This window comes from Pontibacter diazotrophicus (assembly GCF_003367245.1).
In the GTDB taxonomy this organism is placed as follows: Bacteria; Bacteroidota; Bacteroidia; order Cytophagales; family Hymenobacteraceae; genus Pontibacter; species Pontibacter diazotrophicus.
The window spans coordinates 97,991-118,097 of record NZ_QRGR01000015.1; the positions used below are offsets into that span (position 1 = coordinate 97,991).

Genomic DNA, 20,107 nt, shown 5'->3' on the forward strand with positions numbered 1-20,107 from the left:
AGTTAACTAAATACTGCTAAAGTATTGCTGTTAAGTACGAAATGTATTGCAATAAGCCACTAAAGTATAAACTCTGATTGCCTCTACTTTAGTATGTTTTTCTTAGTGCAGTTCCAGTAGTACCGGGCAATGGTCTGAATGCTTCGCTTCGGTCAGGATAGCGGCGCGCTTCAGCCTATCACGCAGGTTTTCAGTAACCATGTTATAATCAATACGCCAACCAAGATTTTTGTTGCGTGCGCCGGCACGATAACTCCACCATGTGTAGTTGTGTGGCTCCGGATTGAAGTGCCGGAACGAGTCAATAAAGCCGCTGTCGATAAACTGACCTATCCAAGTACGCTCCTCCGGCAAAAAGCCTGAGCTGTTTGCATTCGACTTTGGATTATGAATATCAATCGCCTGATGGCAAATGTTATAGTCGCCGCTAATAATCAAACCGGGCAGTTGGTGCTTCAGTTCATTTATATACCCGTTAAAATCATCGAGCCATTTGAACTTGAATCCCTGGCGCTCGTCACCGCTGGAGCCGGAAGGCATATACACGCTCATCACCGACACATCTTCGAAATCAGCGCGCAGTACCCGGCCCTCTACATCATAACACTCCATGCCGCAGCCCACTTCCACGTGCTTCGGTTTTTCTTTAGACAAAATAGCCACACCGCTGTAGCCTTTCTTTACTGCCGGGTGCAGGTACACGTGGTAACCCATCTGCTCAAAAAACTCCTTGTCGAATTTAGACTCGTCGGCTTTAATCTCCTGCAGGCACAGCACATCCGGGTTTGCAGCCTTAAGCCAGTCGCCAAAGCCTTTGGTAAGCGCGGCACGAATGCCGTTCACATTATAGGTAATGATTTTCATGTTTTTTTTTGAATCACGAAATGCGTATCAGGTAGCACGTATCTCGTATCACGATTTTACTCTTTTGCCTGTGTCTTTTGTTAAAAGCAGAAGTGACGAAATAAGAACAAGAGACAATGTTTTAAAACTCATGTAAACAAGCTAAGAGTAAAGTATTATTTAATCGTGCTACAAAATACGTGCTACGTGATTCAATTTAAAATTCTTCAGATTGGTTAAAATACTCAATTACGTGCCATTTGAGCATATTTTCCTGCTCTCTTAAGTTGGCGAATGGAATTGTTTTTACAGCTTTATAATGTGGCCAGCCTTCCTCGTCGGTGCCGGTGTATTCGTAGTAACCGGACAGGCTGAATACTTTGCAGGTGGCGATGTGCATCAGGTCCTGCTTTTCTTCTTTTGTAAACTCCCGGATGCCGATTCCCAGTTCCTGTATTCCTATCAGAAAAAGGATAGCGTTCATATCCGGCTTTTTACCGAACTGCTTCATCAGCGAAGCCCGCAGCTGCGTCCAGTTATGTTCTAAATTGTCGGAGTCAAATTTCATGTTGATAGTTAATTGTTAGTTGCTGATTGTTAGTCTTGTAAAATTGTTTACTTATCACACAAACAATCAACAACAAACAATCAGCAATTATTTTACTCTGCGCTCCCCCGCTCTTTCAGCTCTTCCCAATATTCCACGGCTCTTCTGAAATGTGGAATCACAATGGAACCGCCCACGAGGTTGGCGATGGAGAACACCTCCATTATCTGTTCGTCGGTTACGCCCTCTTCGTGGCATTTGCCCACGTGGTACTTAATGCAGTCGTCGCAGCGCAGTACCATAGAAGCCACAAGGCCCAGCATTTCCTTTGTTTTCACATCCAGGGCACCTTCCATGTAGGTGTTGGTGTCGAGGTTGAAAAAACGTTTTATTACTTTATTGTCGTAAGACATAATGCGCTCGTTCATGCGCGTGCGGTAGTCGTTGAATTCTTCTACTAAGCCCATTTTGATGTTTGTTATTGCTTGTTAAGCTTTCAAAAAGTATATGATTATTTACGCAAAGTTAACCATAATACCTTAAACCGTAGTTCCCTGCCAATGTTCGATGACCTGGTTTCGCTGTTGTTCCCGAAGAGTTGCTACGCCTGCGACGGTGCTATGGCACGCGGGGAGAAGTACATCTGCACCAAATGCAGCGTGAAGCTACCTTACACAGACTCGCATGTGTATGGGGCAACAGAACTGAACCCGCTGCAGCGCAGGTTTTGGGGCAAGGTGCCGGTGCGGTTCGCTTTCTCCTACCTGCACTTTATGCCGAAGGGCAGGGTGCAGCGGCTCTTGCACAAGCTAAAGTATAGGGGAGCAAAGGAACTGGGTGAGCACCTGGGGCAGCGGTATGGCTCCCTCCTCTCCGACCATTACTATCCGGAGCAGTTTGATGTGGTGGTGCCGGTACCGCTGCATAAATATAAACTGCGCCGCCGTGGCTATAATCAGGCCGAGAGCTTCTCAACGGGTTTGGCTCAGGCCATGCAACTTCCTCATAATGCCAGGGCCTTATTAAGAACCATCGACACCTCCACCCAGACTCGTAAGAACAGGCTGGACCGCTGGCAAAATGTGGAACAGGTATTTCAGGTGCAGCAGCCACAAGTGGTGCAAGGCAAGCGTGTGCTTTTGGTAGATGATGTGATGACGACAGGTGCGACGCTGGAAGCCTGTGCAGTGGCTTTGTTGGAAGCAGGCGCTGCAGAAGTGAGCGTGGTTACCATTGCCGCGGCATAAGATTTGAAGAAGCCTGTGTCAGGCTTAACAAGACAGCCTGTTGCTGCACTGCTCACGTTCGCTGCTATTGCTTATGCTCGCCAGGAACTCCCTGTTATGAAGCATTCAGCAGAGGAACATTGTTGCTGCCATTTATGCTCTAATGAAATCTAACTGCGACTTCATGGCTTTTTTACCTTCCTTGAGGATGTGTACCAGCGCAAATACGTGGAACATCTCATTGTATTCTTCATACTTCACTTCCACGTTTGCCTCTGTAAGTTTTTGAACAAATTTTCGGTTGTCCCATAAAAACAGTTCAGCGGTGCCAATTTGAATAAGTACAGGAGGCAGTCCTTTTACATTCCCATAGATTGGTGAAATCATCGGATCCTTTAGGTTATTTTGTTGCGCATACTTACTTGCAGAACGCTTCACTTCCTCCAGAGGCAGCATGATCTCTTCATCGGCTGTCAATTTTATGGCAGGGTTGCTCATAGAAAGGTCCAGCCACGGAGACATCAGGATAAGCTTTCTAGGAAGCGGCGCTTTTTTATCTATTAACCGGTTAGTAACAGACACTGCCATGCCTCCTCCTGCACTGTCGCCTAGCAGGTAGTAGTTTTCAGGAAGGGCACCCTCTGCCTGCAGCGTGGATATAATGTTCTCCACATCATGTAAGCCCTTCGGATAAGGAAAGTCAGGCGCCATTTTATAATCTACCACAATAGCAGCCATGTCTGCTGCCCTGCTCATATTGGCAATGTATTTCCACTGTACTTCTATAGGGCCAAATACGTAGCCTCCGCCATGCAAATACACCAGCACACCATTAGGAGCTTTTTCCTTGTTTATCCAATAACCTAGCGCACCATTTATATCTATTTTATCAAACGGATACTTTCTGAGGAGACTTTTAGGCGGATCAGGATATCTTTTGGCAAACTTTGTAATGCTGCCTTTGTTCTTCTCCCTTTTTATAAGTGCTTTCAGTAATCCTGTTTTCCAGGTTTCCCATTTATAAAGCGCGATAGAGGATACAATAGGTACAGTTATCAGGAAGAGCTTCTTGTTTAGTCTCATTTGTTCTCTATGTTATGATTAAACAGCAGTAGCGGTTTTTAAGGTATTTCACGCTAATCAGCAGAACAAGGTTGTTTGTACTTTGGCTGAGCTGCTCCTGTCGAAAGAGAAGTAGCAGGCTTCGAAAAAAGAAGGACTATCAGGGTGTTTCTTATGTAGAGACTTTAAATGACTGCTGCTAAGCGTAATCAGATTAGAGCACGTTTAAAGTCCTGGCGGGACGACCTGTTGATAGCCAGAAAACCTTAAAGCAAACTAGCTCCAGCGGAGCGGCCTGTTTACAATAATCAAACAGGCCGCTCCGCTGGAGCTAAAAATGAGGTACTGGTTTTTCTATAAACATATCGTCCCGCTGGGACTATAGCTTGTGGTTGTTTTAAATGCACCTTGACTTATCATACTAAAGCAGGAAACAGTTCAGGCTTTACAAACTTGTCTGCTCCCGATGTATATCCGACAGGCTCGGTTCTGCGTACTCTATCTCCTCCTGCTGCTCCAGTTCATCCAGTTTATCTTTTACCACAGCATAATTTACATTGGCTGGCACCTCCAGCACAAAGAAATCTTCGTTCACTTCCACTGATACGCACCCTACCTCCGCGAATTGCTTCCGCAGGTCCAGCAGCGGCGTATCCTCGTTTTGCCGAATCACCTGGATGGTAGAGTTACCGGAGGGCGTAACGGTTTCCTGGTAAAGCAGACCCTCCTCCATCTTATTATAGGTTGCCCGCACAATGTCTTCTGTGGCGATGAGCGGCACGTAGTACGGGATACTATCTATCTTGTATAGTCCCTGGTTGGCATCTACTTCCAGCGCCCACAGCGCTTCGACCATTTCTCTTCCGAAGAGGCTGCTGTTAAACCGGAAGAGAATTTTATGCGGTTTTTCCTGTTCGCTCATATATAGTAAGTAAGTTTTTTATAAAGCAAAAAGCCCGGAACTGCTTCCGGGCTTTTTGCTTATCAATATTTGATTTGCGAATGCTTATCTGTTTGAGCCAGCGTTTATCATAGCGCAACGGAAACCGATAGTAGCAGTGGCAGAATCCTGTGCCATGAAGCGGCGTGTACCAGGAGATAACCAGTATGCTACGTCTTTCCATGAACCGCCTTTGAATACGCGAACCTCATCGTTTACCAGCGAGTGGAAACCTTCGCTTGAGTCGTAGTTCTCAGCATCATCCAGGTATCCGTCTCTACGGAATGGGTTCAGATCCTCTACATCCTGGTAAGACAGCGGACGGTAGATGTCCTGCACCCACTCGTTTACGTTACCGGCCATGTTATACAGACCGAAGTCGTTTGGCGGGTAGCTGTAGATATAGTCTGTGATCATGGCACCGTCGTTTAAAGAACCGGCGATACCGGCATAGTCACCGCGGCCACGCTTGAAGTTAGCCATGAACTTACCCATTTCCTTGCCATACGGGTTACGCACCTGGTGTCCGTCCCAAGGGTAAAGGCGACGGTTGTTCTGGTTTTCGTCTTCTGTGTATTGTGTACCAATCATGGCCTGTGCAGCATATTCCCACTCAGCCTCTGTTGGGAGACGGTAGTTCGGCAACACAAGACCAGACTCGATGGACGGTGCTGTGCCCTCTGCTGGCTCTTCATTTCCACCGCCACGGCCAAACAAGCCCCTGCGGCCACCGCCAGATTCCTGGGCGGCAAAGTTTTCGTTCACCTTCGCTGTGCGCCAGATACAGAAGTCATTTGCCTGTAACCAGCTTACGCCTACGACCGGGAAGAAACGGAAGCCTGGGTAGCGCAGGTAATACGTTACGTAAGGGTCGTTGAAAGACAGCTGGCGCGACCAAACAGTTGTGTCTGGCAAGGCCGCCTGGTATACTTCCGGCAGAGAGTCCTTCTTCAGGTAATGCAGGTACTCCAGCCAGTGGATGTTTGCTACTTCAGTTTCATCCATATAGAATGAAGCCACCGTTACAGTACGCTCCACGTTGTCACGTGTCATGGCGATATCTTCCTCCATAGAGCCAAGCACCGTACGGCCACCTTCGATGAATACGAGGCCTGGTCCTTGTGGGAACTCAGCATACTCAGGAACATCGAAAGCTTCTTCATCCTCGCCATACTCGATACCTGTTGCGCTACTGTAGGCGCCGGGATTCGTGCTGGTTGGTTGGCCTCCCTTAGAGCAGGATCCGAGGAGAAAGCCTCCTACAACTGCTACTGATAAATACTTAATCAACTTCATAAATTAGTACCCAATTAAGATAAGGTTCTTGTAACGTAGTTTAATGTGCAATTATAACTAAAATCAGAATGCTGGACAAACAATGTTTCTGTTTAATTTACGCCTTGAGCGGCCTTTGAACAGATTATTTAAATCAGCAGGTTCAAAAACAAGTGAAATTTCGTTCGCACCGCCAGCTTCTTCACTAAATCCCTGTATGCCAACATCGTGGCTATAGCCAATCCTGAAGTTCTTCAGCTGCAGGCCTGCTATGATGGACAAGGTTTGGTCCTGGTTAGTTCCGCCAGTTACCGGAATTCCTCGATATATAAACCCTAACGTCAGAGGTGTGTAATTAGTATATATGCCTAAATCTAAGCGGTTTAAATTTTGTTGATGGATGAATGTGGCCGTGGGTGAGAAGCTAAGTTCAAACAACTGGCCCCGCTCTTCGTAAGATTTTGCATAAAATTTATATCCCATTATGGCCGTGAATTGGACTGGTAATTCCGTTTCCTGGTTAAATCCGTAGCCGGGCCTGTTCAGGTGTGCCGCCGTAAGGCCTGCCCAAAACTGATCAGAGTATACCAGGCCGCCTACGGTGAAATCAATATAATAGCTTGGCTCAAAGCTGTTGGCCTCTGCCGAGGTCACAGCTACCTGCCCATTGTCCGATAACTGATCACCGAACACCAGGTTATCAAAATTTACGCGTAGCGAAGCCACACTTGCCTGCAGGCCTGCCGACATAGCCCAATTTTCTGTGAGGTTAGTGTGGTAGGCATAGCCACCTGTGAGCTGCCATTTCTGCAAGCCTCCTACCCCGGCACGGTCCTGCAGCACCAGCAGGCTTACGGCGCTCTTTGTATCTGGTAGCCTGTAATCGGCGGCAAGTTGGTTCGTGATGAAGGAGCCATTGAGGGCAGGCCACTGGTTACGGTGCGCCAGCCTAATGCTCCAGTCGCTGTTAATGCCCGCAAAAGCAGGATTCAGGTAAATTCGGTTAGCATACTGTTGTGTAAGCTGTACATCCTGTGCCCCGGCAATAAAAGTCCACAGGCAGCACCCATATAGCAGAAATATCTTTTTTAAACCCATGCCTATACCAAACAATCTAACCGCAACGCTATTATAAAGAAATCATTCCTTAAGGAGCTACACATAATTAGCACGGTTTTAGCTATTAAAGTGAATAGAATAGCTTCTATATTTGAAGAACGACTGAATTAACCAACCAACTATATGAAAAAAGTAGTAATCGGCTTTTTTATCTTTCTGGCCCTGCTTCTTATCACAGCGGCGATAGTGCCTGTTCTGTTCAAAGATAAAATCAAGCAAGCCCTCGACAAAGAAATAGCCAAGAATATTGACGCTCGTGTGCTCTACGAAACAGATGACGTAAGCCTTTCGCTTTTCCGCGACTTCCCGAACCTGTCGCTGGGCGTAGACAACCTGTCTGTTATCGGTAAAGACTCCTTCGCCACCGATACGCTGGCTCGTATCCCCTCCTTCCGGATGGGACTCAACCTGATGAGCGTCGTTTCAGGGGACGAGCTGAAGGTGAACTCTATTACCTTAGACGAACCCGTTATACGGCTTATTGTGCTGAAGAGCGGAAAAGCGAACTGGGACATTATGTTAGAGGACAGTATTGCAGTTGAAACTCCGTCTGATACGGCTGCCAGCGATTTCAGGATGGCCATTAAAGGCTGGGAAGTGAACAACGGCACGCTCTATTACGATGACCTGAGCATACCGTTTGGTATGGCAGCCTATAACGTGAACCACACCGGTAGCGGCGACTTTGAGCAGGATGTGTTCGATATGGAGTCGCACACCACGGCAGACCGCTTTGTGATGACGTATGATGGCACCAACTATATACAGAACGCCAGGCTGAATGCCGATGTCACCATGGCGATGGATCTGAATCAGTACCTCTACACTTTCAAGGACAACAACATTCGCATCAACGAGTTTCCGTTTAAGTTTGACGGTACCATCCTGATGCCGGAAGAGAACATTGACATGGACCTGACCTTTACAGCCACAGAAACAGATTTCCGCAATGTGCTGTCGGTGGTACCCGGTATGTACAGCGAGCAGTTCGATGACATCAATACAGAAGGCAAGCTAAGCTTTGACGGCTATATGAAAGGCCGCATGAACGATACATTGATGCCTGGTTATGGTGTGGACCTGAAGGTGATTGACGGTATGTTTAAGTACCCGGACCTGCCGGAGGCTGCCCGCAACATCAACGTGGACATGAGCGTGGACAGCAAAGACGGAGAATTGGCCAACACCAATGTAGAAGTGCGCCAGTTCCACCTCGACCTCGGTAAGAATCCGGTGGATGCGAAAGTAGTGATAGCAGGCCTGGACAGTGTGATGCAGGTAGATGGAAACGTGAAAGCGAACATCGACCTGGCAGAAATGACCAAGGTGTTCCCCGTGGAAGGTATGACCCTGCGCGGCCTGCTGAAAGTAGATGCCGATGCCAAGGGTACTTACTCTGAAACAAGTATGCCGGTAATAGACGCCGACATGAACCTAACTAACGGCTATGTGAAGTCAGAAGAGTTTCCGGCGCCGATCCAAGACCTGAACATGGTAACGAACATCCGGAACACCACCGGTAATACCGACGATACCCGCATCAACATCGAACGCTTTAACATGAATCTGGATGGCGAGCCGTTGGAGGGTAATATGCTGGTACAAGGCATTGATCAGCCTGCTTTTGATGGCCGCATCAAAGGTATACTGGACCTTACGAAGCTTACAACGATCTTCCCGCTGGAGGATATGACCCTTTCCGGCCGTATCAATGCGGATGTAGCCGCCAAAGGCAAAATGAGCGACATAGAGGCTGAAAAGTATAACAACATCACCGCCAACGGTACAATGGCAGTTAACGACCTCAGCTTTGTGAGCACTGATTTGCCACAGGGCATCAAAATTAACCAGGCCAATGCCACGTTCAACAACGAGCGCATCAACCTCCAGAATATGACTGGTAACCTTGGCAAGAGCGATATACAGGCCAATGGCAGCCTTTCGAACTACATAGGTTATGCACTGGCAGAAGATCAGCCGTTGCGTGGCACGTTTAACATCAGCTCCAATCTGTTTGATGTAAACGAGTGGATGGTGGATGAGAATACCGGAGAGCCAGTTGAAGATACTGCCTCAGAGGGTGTAGTAGAAGTGCCAGCCAACCTGGATGTGGCGCTGAACATTGATGCCAAGCAGGTGCTTTACGATAACCTGAAGCTGAACAATGTAAGTGGGCAGGTACAGGTAAAGGATAAAATAGCCAGGCTGAACAAAGTAACTTTCAATACACTGGGAGCGACTTTTGCCACCAACGGTAGCTATAACACACAAAGCCTGCAGCAGCCACTGTTCGACATGAACCTGGACATTCAGAATCTGAGCTTTAAGGATGCCTTCAACTCCTTTAACACCATACAGGCACTGGCACCGATTGCAGCTGTGCTGGAGGGTAAGTTCTCCACTAACTTCGCTTTTGCCGGAGAGCTTGGGCAGGACATGATACCGGTATTTAACACACTGGATGGTGAAGGAGTGATTCGCGTGCTTAGAGCCGCTGTGGGTGATGTAGCCATTGTAGACAAGATTAGTAACCTGACGAATATACAGGAGTTAAAAAACTTTGTTATCGAGAACAAGGTGATTGACGCTCAGATTGTGGATGGTAAGCTGGTAGTGAAGCCATTTGAGCTGAATGTAGGAAACGTAGACATGAAAGTAGGCGGTTCAAACGATGCAAGCGGGAACATTGATTATGTAACAACCCTGAACGTGCCAACAGGCAAAGTAGGCCGTGAATTGAATACGCGCCTTGCCAACATGATAGGGAATGAGAGTCTGTCTGCCTCAGAGCGCATCACCCTGAACCTGAACATTGGTGGTACGGTGTCTGACCCGAAGGTTGCGCTGGCAGGCGGCTCTGTAAAAGAGCAAGCGGCCAACGTAGTGCAGGATGCGGTGCAGAACAAGTTGGAGCAGGCCAAGCAGGAAGTGGATGAGCGCAAGCAGCAGTTACAGGATACTGTGCAGGCCGAGCTGAACCGCAGAAAACAGGAGGTGGAGCGCCAGGCACAACAGGAACTGGAGAAGAAGCGCAACGAAGCAGAGCAGCAAATCAAGAAACAAGCCACTGATAGAGTAGGCGGATTTCTGAAGCAAATCACAAAACCGGCGGCCACACCAACAGATACAACTAAGACAGGTAACTAGCAGCCTTTGCCACAGGGTAAGGCATGACTTACCAGAAGAAGGATTTAAAAATAAAAGCCAGCGGTACACTTGTACCGCTGGCTTTTATTTTTAAATTTATATATATTAGTGCAACTATTTATTGTATTCACGTATACTGGATGCGATTTAACACTAAAGCGATTTATTTTAATCCAATTCTTATGAAAAGAAAGTACATCATTCCTTTTCTGTTGAGCGGCCTGATTGGCTTCAGCTCATGCGACAGTGACAGCGACACAGGCACTGCCAGGATGGAAGTTCGCTTAACCGACTCCCCCGGCGACTACGCAGAGGTGAACGTGGACATCCAATCGGTGCAAGTGCACAAGGATGCCGCAGGCGACGAAGCCGGTTGGATAACGCTGAACGAGATAAATCCCGGCATCTATAACCTGCTGGACTTTGCCAATGGCCGTGATACCTTACTGGCCAGCTCTAACCTGCCGGCTGGCAGAATCTCACAGATCAGGCTTGTTCTTGGCGATAACAACTCGCTGAGGCTAAAGGATGGTACAGCGGTAGACTTGAAAACCCCCAGCGGCCAGACATCCGGTTTAAAACTACAGTTGAATGCAGACCTGGAGAGCGACGTAACCTATATGGTGCTCCTGGATTTTGATGCAGCCAAATCGGTTGTGGCCAGAGGAAACGGGGCTTACAACCTGAAGCCGGTGGTGCGGACGATTACACAGGCCATTGCGGGTGGTATAAAAGGCAAGGTAACACCAGCCGATTACATGCCGGGCATTTATGTAATTTCAGCGGCAAACGATACTATTGGAGGCTTTGCCAACGAAAACGGCGACTTCATCATCAAAGGCGTGCGTGCGGGTACCTATACTGTTAAATTCTATACAGAAGACGAAGCACACGACAAGACGGTTGAAAACGTAAGCGTAACGCAGGACCAGATCAAAGATCTAGGTACAGTAGAACTGGTGCATTAAGCTGACGCCTGATAAAGGATTATTTGACAAAGGATGAAGGACTAATAGACAAAGGTTTAATCCGATAACATAAAAGGAGCTCTTCAGGCAGAAGAGCTCCTTTTATGTTATATGTCTTATATAATGTCTATGAAGAAACCAGGTTATCAGAAATGGCCTACTTCATCTTTTATCCTTTGTCCAACAGTCCTTCGTCTAAAAACTAAAAAACCTGCCCCATCAGCTCACGCACATAGGTTACGTAGTCTGTGTTTGGTGGCGTATGGCCGTTCTTGCGCAGGTCGGTGGCCGTTTGGGCACGGTGGTAGGTGGCGTGGTTGAAGGCATGCGTCAGAATATCCAGCACGCGGGTACTGTATTTGTTGCCGAGGCTGTTGCTGTAGTCAATCAGGCGGTTGAATTCTGCCTCATCGGCATTCTGCGCCAGTTCTGCTATTTTATAAGAAGAGTACTCGTGCAGCTTCTTCAGCTCTTCCAGGTTATGCTCCTGCCATACTTTTACAGGGCTCTCAGTGCCGGTGATGCGGGCAATCCAGATGGCCTGTGCGTTCAGGGCGTGGCTAAACAGGCGTGCCGCATTCTCCGGTACTTCCGGCAGGCTGCTAAATACGTCCAGCATTGTCTTGTTTGCCCAGATATTGTATTCTGATAGGTTCTTCAGTACGTCGTTTCCAGTCATTTTAGTTTTGTTCTCGTTTATCTTCCCAAATTAAAGTTTCGTCTTTTCGCTGCTCAAAAAAGTCGGGGCAGCGGCCGTCTCCCCTACCCGTTATACCGCCATCCGGTTCACAGATCACGTTTCCGTACATGTCGTATACCTTACCCGGCACATCGCAGCAGCGGCCCGTGACATAGTATACCTCCTGGTCATTGTAAGTATAGCGGTAGACTTTGGCAGGTGGATTCGCAGTAGCTTCCTCCTGCATCTGCTGAATCATCCGGTTCAGCCATGGGGCTCCCTGTGCATTGGCGGTAGCAGCCTCTGATATTATCGGCGACACGCCCGGTTTGCAGGCAGCCATTGTTACAACTGCAGCTAATGTAAATGCCCAAACCATAGTGCCTGCTTTTGCCATAGTGCCTTTTCTTTTAGCATAGCAAAGGTAATAAACCTGTCCTTATATGAAAACCTGCTGAATTAACCATTTATGTAGGCTTCCCAATAGGGTACAAACACAACCAAGCCAATAATGGCCGCTGTTATTGCTGCCATTAGCACGGCTCCTGCCGCTAAATCCTTGGTTTTGCCAGCCAGAATATCGTACTCCGGCGAAACGAGGTTAACGAGTGTTTCAATAGAGGTATTAAAGATTTCTGCCATCCATACTAAGCCAACACAGAAGATGAGCAGGCACCACTCCGTGCGCGTTACCTCAAAGCGATAGGCCATTACAAACACAATGATGCTTGCCAGCACATGGAGGTGCATGTTCGGTTCGGTCCGGAAAACGGCAGTCATACCTTTGAACGCAAACTTAAAACTGTTGTAGCGGGTGCTAAAAAAGGAAGGTCGGCGCATTTTATCGGTTTGGATGGTGCTAAATACGTATGCTAGGATTCTACTTGTACAGGAAGTATAAAGTTACCGTCTCCTCTTTATGAAGCCAGTGAAGCATACTGCTTTCTGTAAAAACAAAAGGCAGATGAGTTTTCCCATCTGCCTTTTGCCCTGCTGTTTTATTGCTTCTCCAGTTCCTCTACCGGCACAAACTTCATGGATAGTGAGTTTACGCAGTGGCGTATGTTCTTTGGCGTCAGGTATTCGCCGGCGAATACGTGGCCCAGATGTGCCTCGCAGTTAGCGCACACAATCTCGGTGCGGCGGCCGTCGGCATCCGGCACGCGCTTCACGGCTCCGGTTATCTCATCGTCGAAGCTTGGCCAGCCGCAGTGAGAATCAAATTTATACTCTGAGGTATAAAGCGGATTGTTGCAGCGCTTGCACAAGTATACACCTTCTGCTTTGTTGTGCTCATACTCCCCTGTTCCCGGGTATTCGGTGCCTTTGTTTACAATGATGCGTGCTTCTTCTGGTGTAAGCTTACTATATTCTGATGGGTCTTTCGCTACTTTCATAGATTTCTGTTTTTATGCGGTACTACATTTAAAATATAAACATATAAACGACCAAAAGGGTTTGAGCTGACAGCATGGCGGAACCAGCCAGTTTATACCTAGGCTTTCTTCAGGTACATGGTTTTTAGCACTACCTGGCTTTTGCCAATGCGGCACTCTACCTCATCAGAGCTATTCGTCAAACGAATGTTCTTGATCACATTCCCTCTCTTAAGGGTGGTCGGCATGCCTTTTACCTTCAAATCTTTGATAACGTGTACAGCATCACCGTCGTTGAGGATGTTGCCGTTGCTGTCTTTTGCTTCCATTACTTTACTTGTTTAGCGCCAAAGGTAGCAATTCTCTGAGAATGGGATATTTTATTGCAGAAGAGGAGAAGCAATGCTCGTTGCATCCGGTGGCAGGTTTCACATAAAAAAGTATTCACTTTGAATGTCAGCGGATCAGGCCTTTCCGGGAGGTAAATGACCGACCTCTCAAACTAAATTTTCTTGTTTTTTCGCAGCACCACGTAAGGTCTTCATTGTCAGCTATAACATAAGATACTCTTTACTTTTAATTTCGCTTCGTTCACCCCAAAAATCTCATAGCTAGTCACTTATGAGGCGCAGGAAAGAACAAGAGCAGAGGCATCTTCGTTCTCAATTGAAAGAGACATTTTCCTGGAACTAATAGGTAAATACCTGGACCTGATGACTGTCTGAGACGAAGATCCTTCAGAATTTTTTTTTCAATATTTTAAAGCTTAAGCACTATGAACATGTACACAACTTTCTTTAGAAATTTGTTTGGTGCCAAGGATCAACCTTCAGGTGCCAGAGAGCCAAGGCAGGTAATCGTTACTTCTTCGTCGCAGCCAGAAGTTTTGCAGAAGAGAATGCGGGAAGAAAAACTGTCTCACGGTGAAACAGTGACAGCCAACTTATCTCCTGTTCGGTTAGAGAAGAGACAGGGTAAGATGGTGCTGTACTTCTGCCCAATGAAATCCATTGAGGTTCTTGAAACAGTTACTACCGGTGATGGAGGCAGCCTGCCGGACCAGGCGAAAGTGGAGGGGTTAACTATACCAGAAAACCTGAAAGAGGGGTTCTACAAACTGAAAAATGTTACCCTAACCTCCAATGGAACGATGCAGGTGAAAGCAACAGACAAAACCAAATGGGAAACTGCAGGTTTTGAGTATTACCTGAATCTATAGTAAGCGCATGTTTAAACTATATACTTTAAGCTGAAATTGTGTGCTCTTAGAACCTGACGGCAGCTTTACCGATTGAATCGGGATGTTCCATTTTCGCGCTATAGCGATGGAGTTATATCAAAACGAGCCTTGTCAGAACCTGGAATCACCCAGTTTCGCTTTTAAAACAAAATTTAAACATGCTCATAGGCGATTCAAGAAGTGGCCACGAAGCATAGAATAGCAAGACCAGAAGCAGGTACCTTACCCCTTCCTGTTTAGGTATGTATTGTTTTAGGTTGTAAATAAGAAGCAGCTAAGCCATAGTTTGATGCACTGATAAACTATAGCTTAGCTGCTTTCTATTTATCGCTTTGGCCGGGATTTCTCCAGCAGGTATGCTTTATTGGCTAGAGGCGCATCCGTTACAAACAACTACAGCCAAACAGATCTACTTCTGCATACCATAAGTAAACTATCTTACTGCCCATTTTCATCACTAAGCCTCTTAGAGGAGTCTCTAACTCATTGTTTAATGGGAAAGTATCTGCATAGGTAAAGTAAATGTCATCTACTCCTTTAAGTGCAGCAAAGGTTTTCTCCTGTTCTCTGCTGTTCGGGCAATCTTCACACTCCTTTTTAACCTGACGCTGCAGCTGCGCATCAATTGCCGGGTAATGCTTGTAGGTCAGGTCCAGGTTGTACCTGCTTCCGAAGAGCACTTTATCCGTGGCTTTAAAGGGCTGGCTGTCTATCAGGTAGTTGTAGTATTCTAAGCACTCACCAGCGTAGGAACCAAAGTTGACCACTTTTGTCTGCACTTTTCTTCCGGTAGTGAAAGCGGTAAACGTTTGGTCTGTGTTCCTGAACAGAGAATCTGCCAGCTCCGTGTGAAAAACCACCTTGTCTATAGCTGTACTATCTATTGTAGCTGTCAGCCTGCTGCTGGTTAGTATCTTGTTTTCAGCGGAGATGTCTATAAAAGATTCGTTTGTGTGGTCATAAGCCGGGAAACCGAAAATGCCAAGCTCCTTCTCCTCCAACTTAAAAATGGGAAACAGGAGCTGCTCTGTGGTGGGTACCGCGCGCGCTTCTTCTACCGACTGGTTCAGGTATGTTTCCAGGGCCAGCAAAAAAACTCTGTTCTGCTCCGGAAGCTCCGGGTTGGCCAAAGCCTTTGGCAAAACAACCGTGGTATAGAATGCTGCCTTGGTAGCATTCAGCTTCTCCCACTCTTCCAGATAAGTGGTGCACTCCCGTATCAGCGCTTCATTAGCCTCTTCAGCCGCTGTTTGTATACTGCTGTCCACTGCTGCGGGAGCTTCCTCCTTGCCCATGGCAGTTTCAATCGCGTCCAGATCGGGCTGCGTCTCTTTTTGCTTGCATGAAAATGCGAAAGACATTACCAGAAGATATAGAATATAGTTGTAGCGGTAGTGTTGTTTCATTTTGTGTGCCTTATGTATGGCATGAAGGCTTTTAAGATTTATTTCGATTGTTGTTACCCAGACCCAAGAACGGCAGAAAAGTAAAAATTTATTAGCAACATCGCTAGTATAAATATTAGGCAAACATTTATTTATTAAAGCAGATACTACTATAGCCTCGGGATGTATTTATGAACTTTGCTGCAATAGCCAGTAAGAATGGACAGCGTTTGCTGAATACTACTTTATCACCACCTGGCCTTAATCCATATCTGCTGTTGCTCCTGGCTAAGGAAGGTCCAGGCGACGAGTCGGCTTGTCTTATTTCCCTGGCTCATGGGTACTGTTTTCACCTCCAGCGCCTCCACCTGCTTTAGTGCCTGGTACAAACTTTTAAGGTTAATTTGCTTTGAAACCAATGTCGTAAACCAAAAGCATGAAGCGGCGAACTGCCTGCTCTGGTAAGCCATATCCGTCACAAATCGCCTCTCCCCTCCTTCGCACCACAATTCTGCTTTCTGACCACCAAAGTTAAGCGTTGGCTTCGCAATTTTCTGTTGCTTCAGGTTCGATAACTTGCGCACTGTTCCCGCCTGTGCCTCTGCCAGGGAGGCATGAAACGGAGGGTTACATACTGTCAGATCGATTCGCTCCTCCTTTTTGATGATTCCCTGGAAAATATCCCGCGGATTCTTTTGTAGCCGCAGTTCCACTTTACCTTTCAAAGCAGGATTTGATTCGACTATTGTGTTTGCCGAAGCAATGGAAACAGGGTCAATATCGGCCCCTATAAAGGACCAGCCATATTCTTTGTTGCCGATGATGGGGTACACGCAGCTTGCCCCCACGCCAACATCCAGGCACGTGATTTTGCTGCCCGTAGGAATTTGCCCCTGGTTGGCAGCGGCCAGCAAATCGGCGGCATGATGTATATAATCAGCTCTGCCAGGTATGGGCGGGCATAAATAATTGGGTGGGATGTCCCAATTATTTATGCCGTAGAAGTGCGCCAGCAGTGCCTTGTTCAGCATTTTGACGGCTTTGGGATCAAAGAAATCCACGGAGGCATCCTGATAGGCATTCAACTTCACAAAGGGCCCTAATGCAGGGCAACTCGCCACAAGCTGCTTAAAATCATAGCGCGCCCGGTGCCTGTTACGCGGGTGTAAACCCGGTTTTTCTTTTGGATGGGTTTTCTTTTTTTGAGGGGGCATGGCGGCAGGTTTTCTTCTATTACAAAATATAAACAGAAGAGCAGCTCTAAAGCAGAGCTGCTCTTCTGTTTATATAGCAGAACGCATAATTTAAGTTTTCACTAATTGTCGTGTGTCGTGCTACGTGTATCGTAATACGTAAATTCTACTTCTTCAAACTACCAATCATATCCTCCGGCTTCACCCACTCATCGTACTGCTCGTTTGTAAGCAAGCCAAGGTCGATGGCGGCTTTGCGAAGCGTAGTACCTTCTTTGTGAGCTTTCTTCGCGATTTTGGCAGCGTTGTCGTAGCCGATGTGTGGGTTCAGGGCGGTTACCAGCATCAGCGAGTTCTCCAGGTTGTCTTTGATCTTCTCTCTGTTTGGCTCAATACCTACAGCACAGTGCTTGTCGAAGGAGTCGCAGGCGTCGCCGATCAATTGGGCGCTCATCAGCAGGTTGTAGATCATCACCGGCTTAAACACGTTCAACTCAAAGTGGCCGTTCATGCCGCCTACAGAGATAGCCACATCATTTCCGATTACCTGGGCGCAAACCATGGTCATGGCCTCCGCCTGTGTTGGGTTTACTTTACCCGGCATAATAGAAGAACCTGGCTCATTTTCTGGAATCAGGATCTCGGCAATACCAGAACGTGGGCCTGACGCCAGCAAACGGATGTCATTGGCGATCTTCATCAGGCTTACGGCCAGTTGCTTTAAAGCACCGGAAGTTTCTACAATGGCATCATGGGCAGCAAGCGCCTCGAACTTGTTAGGTGCCGTAATAAATTCATGGCCGGCAAACTCAGATATTTTCTGGGCTACCAGTTCGGCATAGCCTTCCGGCGTGTTAAGGCCTGTACCTACAGCGGAACCGCCCAATGCCAGCGTGCTCAGGTGCTCCAGGGTGTTGCGAAGTGCCTTCATGCCATATTCCAGCTGCGCTACATAGCCGGATAGCTCTTGGCCCAGCGTCAGCGGCGTTGCATCCATCAGGTGCGTGCGGCCAATCTTCACCACATCCATAAACTCCTCCGACTTGCCGTGCAGCGTGTCGCGCAGCTTCTGAATCATGGGCAGCGTGTGCTCCACCACCTTCTTGTAGCCTGCAATGTGCATGGCCGTCGGGAAGGTGTCGTTCGAAGACTGCGATTTGTTCACGTCGTCATTCGGGTGAATCTTCTTCTTCTCGTCCATCAGGTCGCCGCCCAGCAATACGTGCGCACGATTGGCCACCACCTCGTTCACGTTCATGTTCGACTGTGTGCCAGAACCTGTCTGCCATACTACCAGCGGAAACTCATCGTCAAGATTCCCGGCCAGTATTTCATCACAAACTTCGCTAATGATGTCGGCTTTGTCCTGCGCCAACACACCTAACTGGGCATTCGCCTGTGCAGCAGATTTTTTAAGGATAGCGAAAGCCTGAATCACCTCTTTCGGCATCGTCTGTCCGCCGATGGTGAAGTTCTCTTTTGAGCGCTGTGTCTGCGCGCCCCAGTATTTTTCTGCAGGTACCTCTATAGGCCCCATGGTGTCTTTTTCTACACGAACTTGCATATAGTTTTATCTATTAGATTAAAGGAACATGTGTCTGTGGCAAAACTATGAAATTATTCCATAAGATGCGGGCAAGCCATTGGCTGCTTTATTCCTTACGCATAGGAGCAGGAATGGCTTAAAAGGATGCAGCAAAAATGGCTGACACCAATTAGAATAAACATGCCTGTTGTAGAAAATTCTTTACCGAATCACCCTTTTACCTGATCGCTCTGCCAGCAAAGCAATCATTTCCAACTGCACAGGTTTGAGGTAAGTGGTGTTGATGTTTGTTTGGTCGGTGAAGGAAACAAGGTATTCGCCCTCAGCTCCCAAATACTGGATACTCTCAATTTCCTGCATGTCGTAAGCGCGCTGCTCCAGCAGCAGGTTGGTAGCCTGAACCTCGTTCTGGTCTATAGTTACATGCCAGCGCAGCGCATAAAACGTGACGATGCCTGAGACAACCAGCAGCACAAGTAGCAGGATGCTATATACACGAGTAGAGTGCTGCCCTTCTACCTGTTGGGTGTAGGATTGATAAAGCTCATAATCATTGCCTAATACCGCACTTTGCACAATACGCAGTGGCAGCACCGCCAGCGTGAGGCCAAGCAGCAAACCTGGTGCAAAAAACGCCCTGAAGTTTGGCGTCATTACAAACAGGTGTTCCTCAGAAGCATGGATGATGCTGGAAAGGAGTGCCAGAACACCGGCACTGAATACCGTTAAGATGGCGGCAAAAAAGAAATAGGCAACTGTCAGCTTCAGCTCCTGCTTTTGGATGTACTTCAGATCGTCTGCTGGCATGGCAGCAGTATGCTGTGCCGGCGACAGCCTGCGTAAAGCATAGCGGACAACGGGCAGCAGCACTGCCACTGCAAAAAAGGCAATCAGTAAACTCTTGATAATTTCCAGCATAGGGAAAGGGTTAGTCCCGCAAAGTTAATACGGTATCCCCAATTTCCGATAAATAAAGCCAAGTAACCAGGCCGGGCCTATCAACAGGAACTGCAGGTCTTTCAGGAAAGAAGGTTTTTTGCCCTCTACCTTGTGCCCGTAGAACTGCCCAATCCAGGCAAGGATGAACACCACCAGGCAAATGAGCCAGAGCGGTGTCTCAAATGCCGCCTCCACCGCATGTACTGCCCACAGCACCACGGCGCATACCAGGCCCATCCCCAGAAACATCGAAAAAGACAGGCGCAGGTAAAACAGCAGGCCCAGCAACACGACAACAGTGCCAAAATGCACAAAAGGTTGCACCTGGGGCGGGAATAGCTCCTTTAAGGCTCCGCTTGGGATACTGGCCAGTAAGCCAATAACACTGAAAAATATCAGCGGAACGCAGATCCAGTGGATGAGTTTGTTGGTGTGGTTCTGATGGCTCTGGCCATATTCATCAAACCATTGCTGCATTGTTCTCATATATGTGATATTGAAAGGTTTAGAGTTGTTTTTGTAGAGGTTTATCCATAGATGGAATGTACTTATTTTACCTTGTTTTTACAATAAGACAACGCTGCTTGAGTATGAATTTTCTGCGCCTCCGCATCTATGAGGT

21 protein-coding genes are annotated in these 20,107 nt (G+C 47.4%); 4 read left to right on the forward strand and 17 right to left on the reverse strand.

The features are described from left to right. Nucleotides 1–102: 102 nt before the first annotated feature. The 3 genes from DXT99_RS14825 to DXT99_RS14835 form a co-directional block, all read right to left on the reverse strand. Nucleotides 103–864 (reverse strand): exodeoxyribonuclease III, encoded by a 762-nt coding sequence (locus DXT99_RS14825; RefSeq protein WP_115566353.1) that lies wholly within the window; start codon nt 862–864, stop codon nt 103–105. Between the two features lie 196 nt (nt 865–1,060). Continuing rightward, nucleotides 1,061–1,411, reverse strand: coding sequence for a hypothetical protein (locus DXT99_RS14830; RefSeq protein WP_115566354.1), 351 nt, complete (start codon nt 1,409–1,411; stop codon nt 1,061–1,063). A gap of 92 nt (nt 1,412–1,503) precedes the next feature. Continuing rightward, nucleotides 1,504–1,857, reverse strand: a complete 354-nt coding sequence (locus DXT99_RS14835) for a carboxymuconolactone decarboxylase family protein (protein ID WP_115566355.1) — start codon at nt 1,855–1,857, stop codon at nt 1,504–1,506. 93 nt (nt 1,858–1,950) lie between these two features. Here DXT99_RS14835 and DXT99_RS14840 point away from each other — a divergent pair, with 93 nt between their 5' ends. Beyond that, nucleotides 1,951–2,637 carry a ComF family protein gene (locus DXT99_RS14840; protein WP_246000742.1) on the forward strand — a complete coding sequence of 229 codons (687 nt, stop codon included), beginning with the start codon at nt 1,951–1,953 and terminating at the stop codon, nt 2,635–2,637. 132 nt (nt 2,638–2,769) lie between these two features. Here DXT99_RS14840 and DXT99_RS14845 read toward each other — a convergent pair whose 3' ends face one another. The 4 genes from DXT99_RS14845 to DXT99_RS14860 all read right to left on the reverse strand — a co-directional run bounded on the left by DXT99_RS14845 (nt 2,770) and on the right by DXT99_RS14860 (nt 6,991). Then, nucleotides 2,770–3,699: an alpha/beta hydrolase gene (locus DXT99_RS14845; protein WP_115566356.1), complete on the reverse strand. Its 930-nt coding sequence runs from the start codon at nt 3,697–3,699 to the stop codon at nt 2,770–2,772. A 424-nt stretch (nt 3,700–4,123) separates the two neighbouring features. Further along, on the reverse strand, nt 4,124–4,600 hold the full coding sequence (locus DXT99_RS14850) for a DUF4265 domain-containing protein (protein ID WP_115566357.1): 477 nt from the start codon (nt 4,598–4,600) through the stop codon (nt 4,124–4,126). Between the two features lie 84 nt (nt 4,601–4,684). Next, nucleotides 4,685–5,914: a gliding motility lipoprotein GldJ gene (gldJ, locus tag DXT99_RS14855; protein WP_115566358.1), complete on the reverse strand. Its 1,230-nt coding sequence runs from the start codon at nt 5,912–5,914 to the stop codon at nt 4,685–4,687. Between the two features lie 63 nt (nt 5,915–5,977). Further along, a complete protein-coding gene (locus DXT99_RS14860; RefSeq protein ID WP_115566359.1) occupies nt 5,978–6,991 on the reverse strand; it encodes a PorP/SprF family type IX secretion system membrane protein in 1,014 nt (337 codons plus the stop codon). 144 nt (nt 6,992–7,135) lie between these two features. On the opposite strand from DXT99_RS14860, the gene DXT99_RS14865 reads away from it, so the two are divergent. Beyond that, nucleotides 7,136–10,159: an AsmA-like C-terminal region-containing protein gene (locus DXT99_RS14865; protein WP_115566360.1), complete on the forward strand. Its 3,024-nt coding sequence runs from the start codon at nt 7,136–7,138 to the stop codon at nt 10,157–10,159. Nucleotides 10,160–10,341: 182 nt separating this feature from the next. Next, nucleotides 10,342–11,127, forward strand: coding sequence for a DUF4382 domain-containing protein (locus tag DXT99_RS14870; RefSeq protein WP_115566418.1), 786 nt, complete (start codon nt 10,342–10,344; stop codon nt 11,125–11,127). A gap of 202 nt (nt 11,128–11,329) precedes the next feature. Here the strand turns inward: DXT99_RS14870 and DXT99_RS14875 are convergent, their stop codons facing one another. The 5 genes from DXT99_RS14875 to DXT99_RS14895 all read right to left on the reverse strand — a co-directional run bounded on the left by DXT99_RS14875 (nt 11,330) and on the right by DXT99_RS14895 (nt 13,511). Next, nucleotides 11,330–11,806, reverse strand: coding sequence for a DinB family protein (locus DXT99_RS14875; protein ID WP_115566361.1), 477 nt, complete (start codon nt 11,804–11,806; stop codon nt 11,330–11,332). A gap of 1 nt (nt 11,807) precedes the next feature. Then, a complete protein-coding gene (locus tag DXT99_RS14880; protein ID WP_246000744.1) occupies nt 11,808–12,203 on the reverse strand; it encodes a DUF6970 domain-containing protein in 396 nt (131 codons plus the stop codon). 62 nt (nt 12,204–12,265) lie between these two features. After that, on the reverse strand, nt 12,266–12,646 hold the full coding sequence (locus DXT99_RS14885; protein WP_115566362.1) for a diacylglycerol kinase family protein: 381 nt from the start codon (nt 12,644–12,646) through the stop codon (nt 12,266–12,268). Nucleotides 12,647–12,804: 158 nt separating this feature from the next. Beyond that, a complete protein-coding gene (locus tag DXT99_RS14890; RefSeq protein WP_115566363.1) occupies nt 12,805–13,203 on the reverse strand; it encodes a methionine-R-sulfoxide reductase in 399 nt (132 codons plus the stop codon). Between the two features lie 98 nt (nt 13,204–13,301). Next, nucleotides 13,302–13,511 (reverse strand): alkylphosphonate utilization protein, encoded by a 210-nt coding sequence (locus DXT99_RS14895; RefSeq protein WP_115566364.1) that lies wholly within the window; start codon nt 13,509–13,511, stop codon nt 13,302–13,304. Nucleotides 13,512–13,957: 446 nt separating this feature from the next. On the opposite strand from DXT99_RS14895, the gene DXT99_RS14900 reads away from it, so the two are divergent. After that, entirely contained in the window at nt 13,958–14,401 is a 444-nt protein-coding gene (locus DXT99_RS14900; RefSeq protein WP_115566365.1) for a hypothetical protein, read from the forward strand. Between the two features lie 404 nt (nt 14,402–14,805). Here the strand turns inward: DXT99_RS14900 and DXT99_RS14905 are convergent, their stop codons facing one another. The 5 genes from DXT99_RS14905 to DXT99_RS14925 all read right to left on the reverse strand — a co-directional run bounded on the left by DXT99_RS14905 (nt 14,806) and on the right by DXT99_RS14925 (nt 19,971). Next, nucleotides 14,806–15,828, reverse strand: coding sequence for a hypothetical protein (locus DXT99_RS14905; RefSeq protein WP_115566366.1), 1,023 nt, complete (start codon nt 15,826–15,828; stop codon nt 14,806–14,808). 227 nt (nt 15,829–16,055) lie between these two features. Beyond that, on the reverse strand, nt 16,056–17,021 hold the full coding sequence (gene rlmF, locus DXT99_RS14910) for a 23S rRNA (adenine(1618)-N(6))-methyltransferase RlmF (RefSeq protein ID WP_115566367.1): 966 nt from the start codon (nt 17,019–17,021) through the stop codon (nt 16,056–16,058). A 145-nt stretch (nt 17,022–17,166) separates the two neighbouring features. Continuing rightward, nucleotides 17,167–18,564 (reverse strand): class II fumarate hydratase, encoded by a 1,398-nt coding sequence (fumC, locus tag DXT99_RS14915; protein WP_115566368.1) that lies wholly within the window; start codon nt 18,562–18,564, stop codon nt 17,167–17,169. A gap of 183 nt (nt 18,565–18,747) precedes the next feature. Beyond that, a complete protein-coding gene (locus tag DXT99_RS14920; RefSeq protein ID WP_115566369.1) occupies nt 18,748–19,464 on the reverse strand; it encodes a hypothetical protein in 717 nt (238 codons plus the stop codon). Nucleotides 19,465–19,488: 24 nt separating this feature from the next. Next, nucleotides 19,489–19,971 carry an Mpo1 family 2-hydroxy fatty acid dioxygenase gene (locus DXT99_RS14925; protein ID WP_115566370.1) on the reverse strand — a complete coding sequence of 161 codons (483 nt, stop codon included), beginning with the start codon at nt 19,969–19,971 and terminating at the stop codon, nt 19,489–19,491. Between the last annotated feature and the right edge of the window lie 136 nt (nt 19,972–20,107).

What these genes read in the sequence shown, in the direction of transcription:
- DXT99_RS14825 (WP_115566353.1), bottom strand. Translation starts at nt 864, where the DNA reads ATGAAAATCATTACCTATAATGTGAACGGCATTCGTGCCGCGCTTACC.
- DXT99_RS14830 (WP_115566354.1), bottom strand. Translation starts at nt 1,411, where the DNA reads ATGAAATTTGACTCCGACAATTTAGAACATAACTGGACGCAGCTGCGG.
- DXT99_RS14835 (WP_115566355.1), bottom strand. Translation starts at nt 1,857, where the DNA reads ATGGGCTTAGTAGAAGAATTCAACGACTACCGCACGCGCATGAACGAG.
- DXT99_RS14840 (WP_246000742.1), top strand. Translation starts at nt 1,951, where the DNA reads ATGTTCGATGACCTGGTTTCGCTGTTGTTCCCGAAGAGTTGCTACGCC.
- DXT99_RS14845 (WP_115566356.1), bottom strand. Translation starts at nt 3,699, where the DNA reads ATGAGACTAAACAAGAAGCTCTTCCTGATAACTGTACCTATTGTATCC.
- DXT99_RS14850 (WP_115566357.1), bottom strand. Translation starts at nt 4,600, where the DNA reads ATGAGCGAACAGGAAAAACCGCATAAAATTCTCTTCCGGTTTAACAGC.
- gldJ (WP_115566358.1), bottom strand. Translation starts at nt 5,914, where the DNA reads ATGAAGTTGATTAAGTATTTATCAGTAGCAGTTGTAGGAGGCTTTCTC.
- DXT99_RS14860 (WP_115566359.1), bottom strand. Translation starts at nt 6,991, where the DNA reads ATGGGTTTAAAAAAGATATTTCTGCTATATGGGTGCTGCCTGTGGACT.
- DXT99_RS14865 (WP_115566360.1), top strand. Translation starts at nt 7,136, where the DNA reads ATGAAAAAAGTAGTAATCGGCTTTTTTATCTTTCTGGCCCTGCTTCTT.
- DXT99_RS14870 (WP_115566418.1), top strand. Translation starts at nt 10,342, where the DNA reads ATGAAAAGAAAGTACATCATTCCTTTTCTGTTGAGCGGCCTGATTGGC.
- DXT99_RS14875 (WP_115566361.1), bottom strand. Translation starts at nt 11,806, where the DNA reads ATGACTGGAAACGACGTACTGAAGAACCTATCAGAATACAATATCTGG.
- DXT99_RS14880 (WP_246000744.1), bottom strand. Translation starts at nt 12,203, where the DNA reads ATGGCAAAAGCAGGCACTATGGTTTGGGCATTTACATTAGCTGCAGTT.
- DXT99_RS14885 (WP_115566362.1), bottom strand. Translation starts at nt 12,646, where the DNA reads ATGCGCCGACCTTCCTTTTTTAGCACCCGCTACAACAGTTTTAAGTTT.
- DXT99_RS14890 (WP_115566363.1), bottom strand. Translation starts at nt 13,203, where the DNA reads ATGAAAGTAGCGAAAGACCCATCAGAATATAGTAAGCTTACACCAGAA.
- DXT99_RS14895 (WP_115566364.1), bottom strand. Translation starts at nt 13,511, where the DNA reads ATGGAAGCAAAAGACAGCAACGGCAACATCCTCAACGACGGTGATGCT.
- DXT99_RS14900 (WP_115566365.1), top strand. Translation starts at nt 13,958, where the DNA reads ATGAACATGTACACAACTTTCTTTAGAAATTTGTTTGGTGCCAAGGAT.
- DXT99_RS14905 (WP_115566366.1), bottom strand. Translation starts at nt 15,828, where the DNA reads ATGAAACAACACTACCGCTACAACTATATTCTATATCTTCTGGTAATG.
- rlmF (WP_115566367.1), bottom strand. Translation starts at nt 17,021, where the DNA reads ATGCCCCCTCAAAAAAAGAAAACCCATCCAAAAGAAAAACCGGGTTTA.
- fumC (WP_115566368.1), bottom strand. Translation starts at nt 18,564, where the DNA reads ATGCAAGTTCGTGTAGAAAAAGACACCATGGGGCCTATAGAGGTACCT.
- DXT99_RS14920 (WP_115566369.1), bottom strand. Translation starts at nt 19,464, where the DNA reads ATGCTGGAAATTATCAAGAGTTTACTGATTGCCTTTTTTGCAGTGGCA.
- DXT99_RS14925 (WP_115566370.1), bottom strand. Translation starts at nt 19,971, where the DNA reads ATGAGAACAATGCAGCAATGGTTTGATGAATATGGCCAGAGCCATCAG.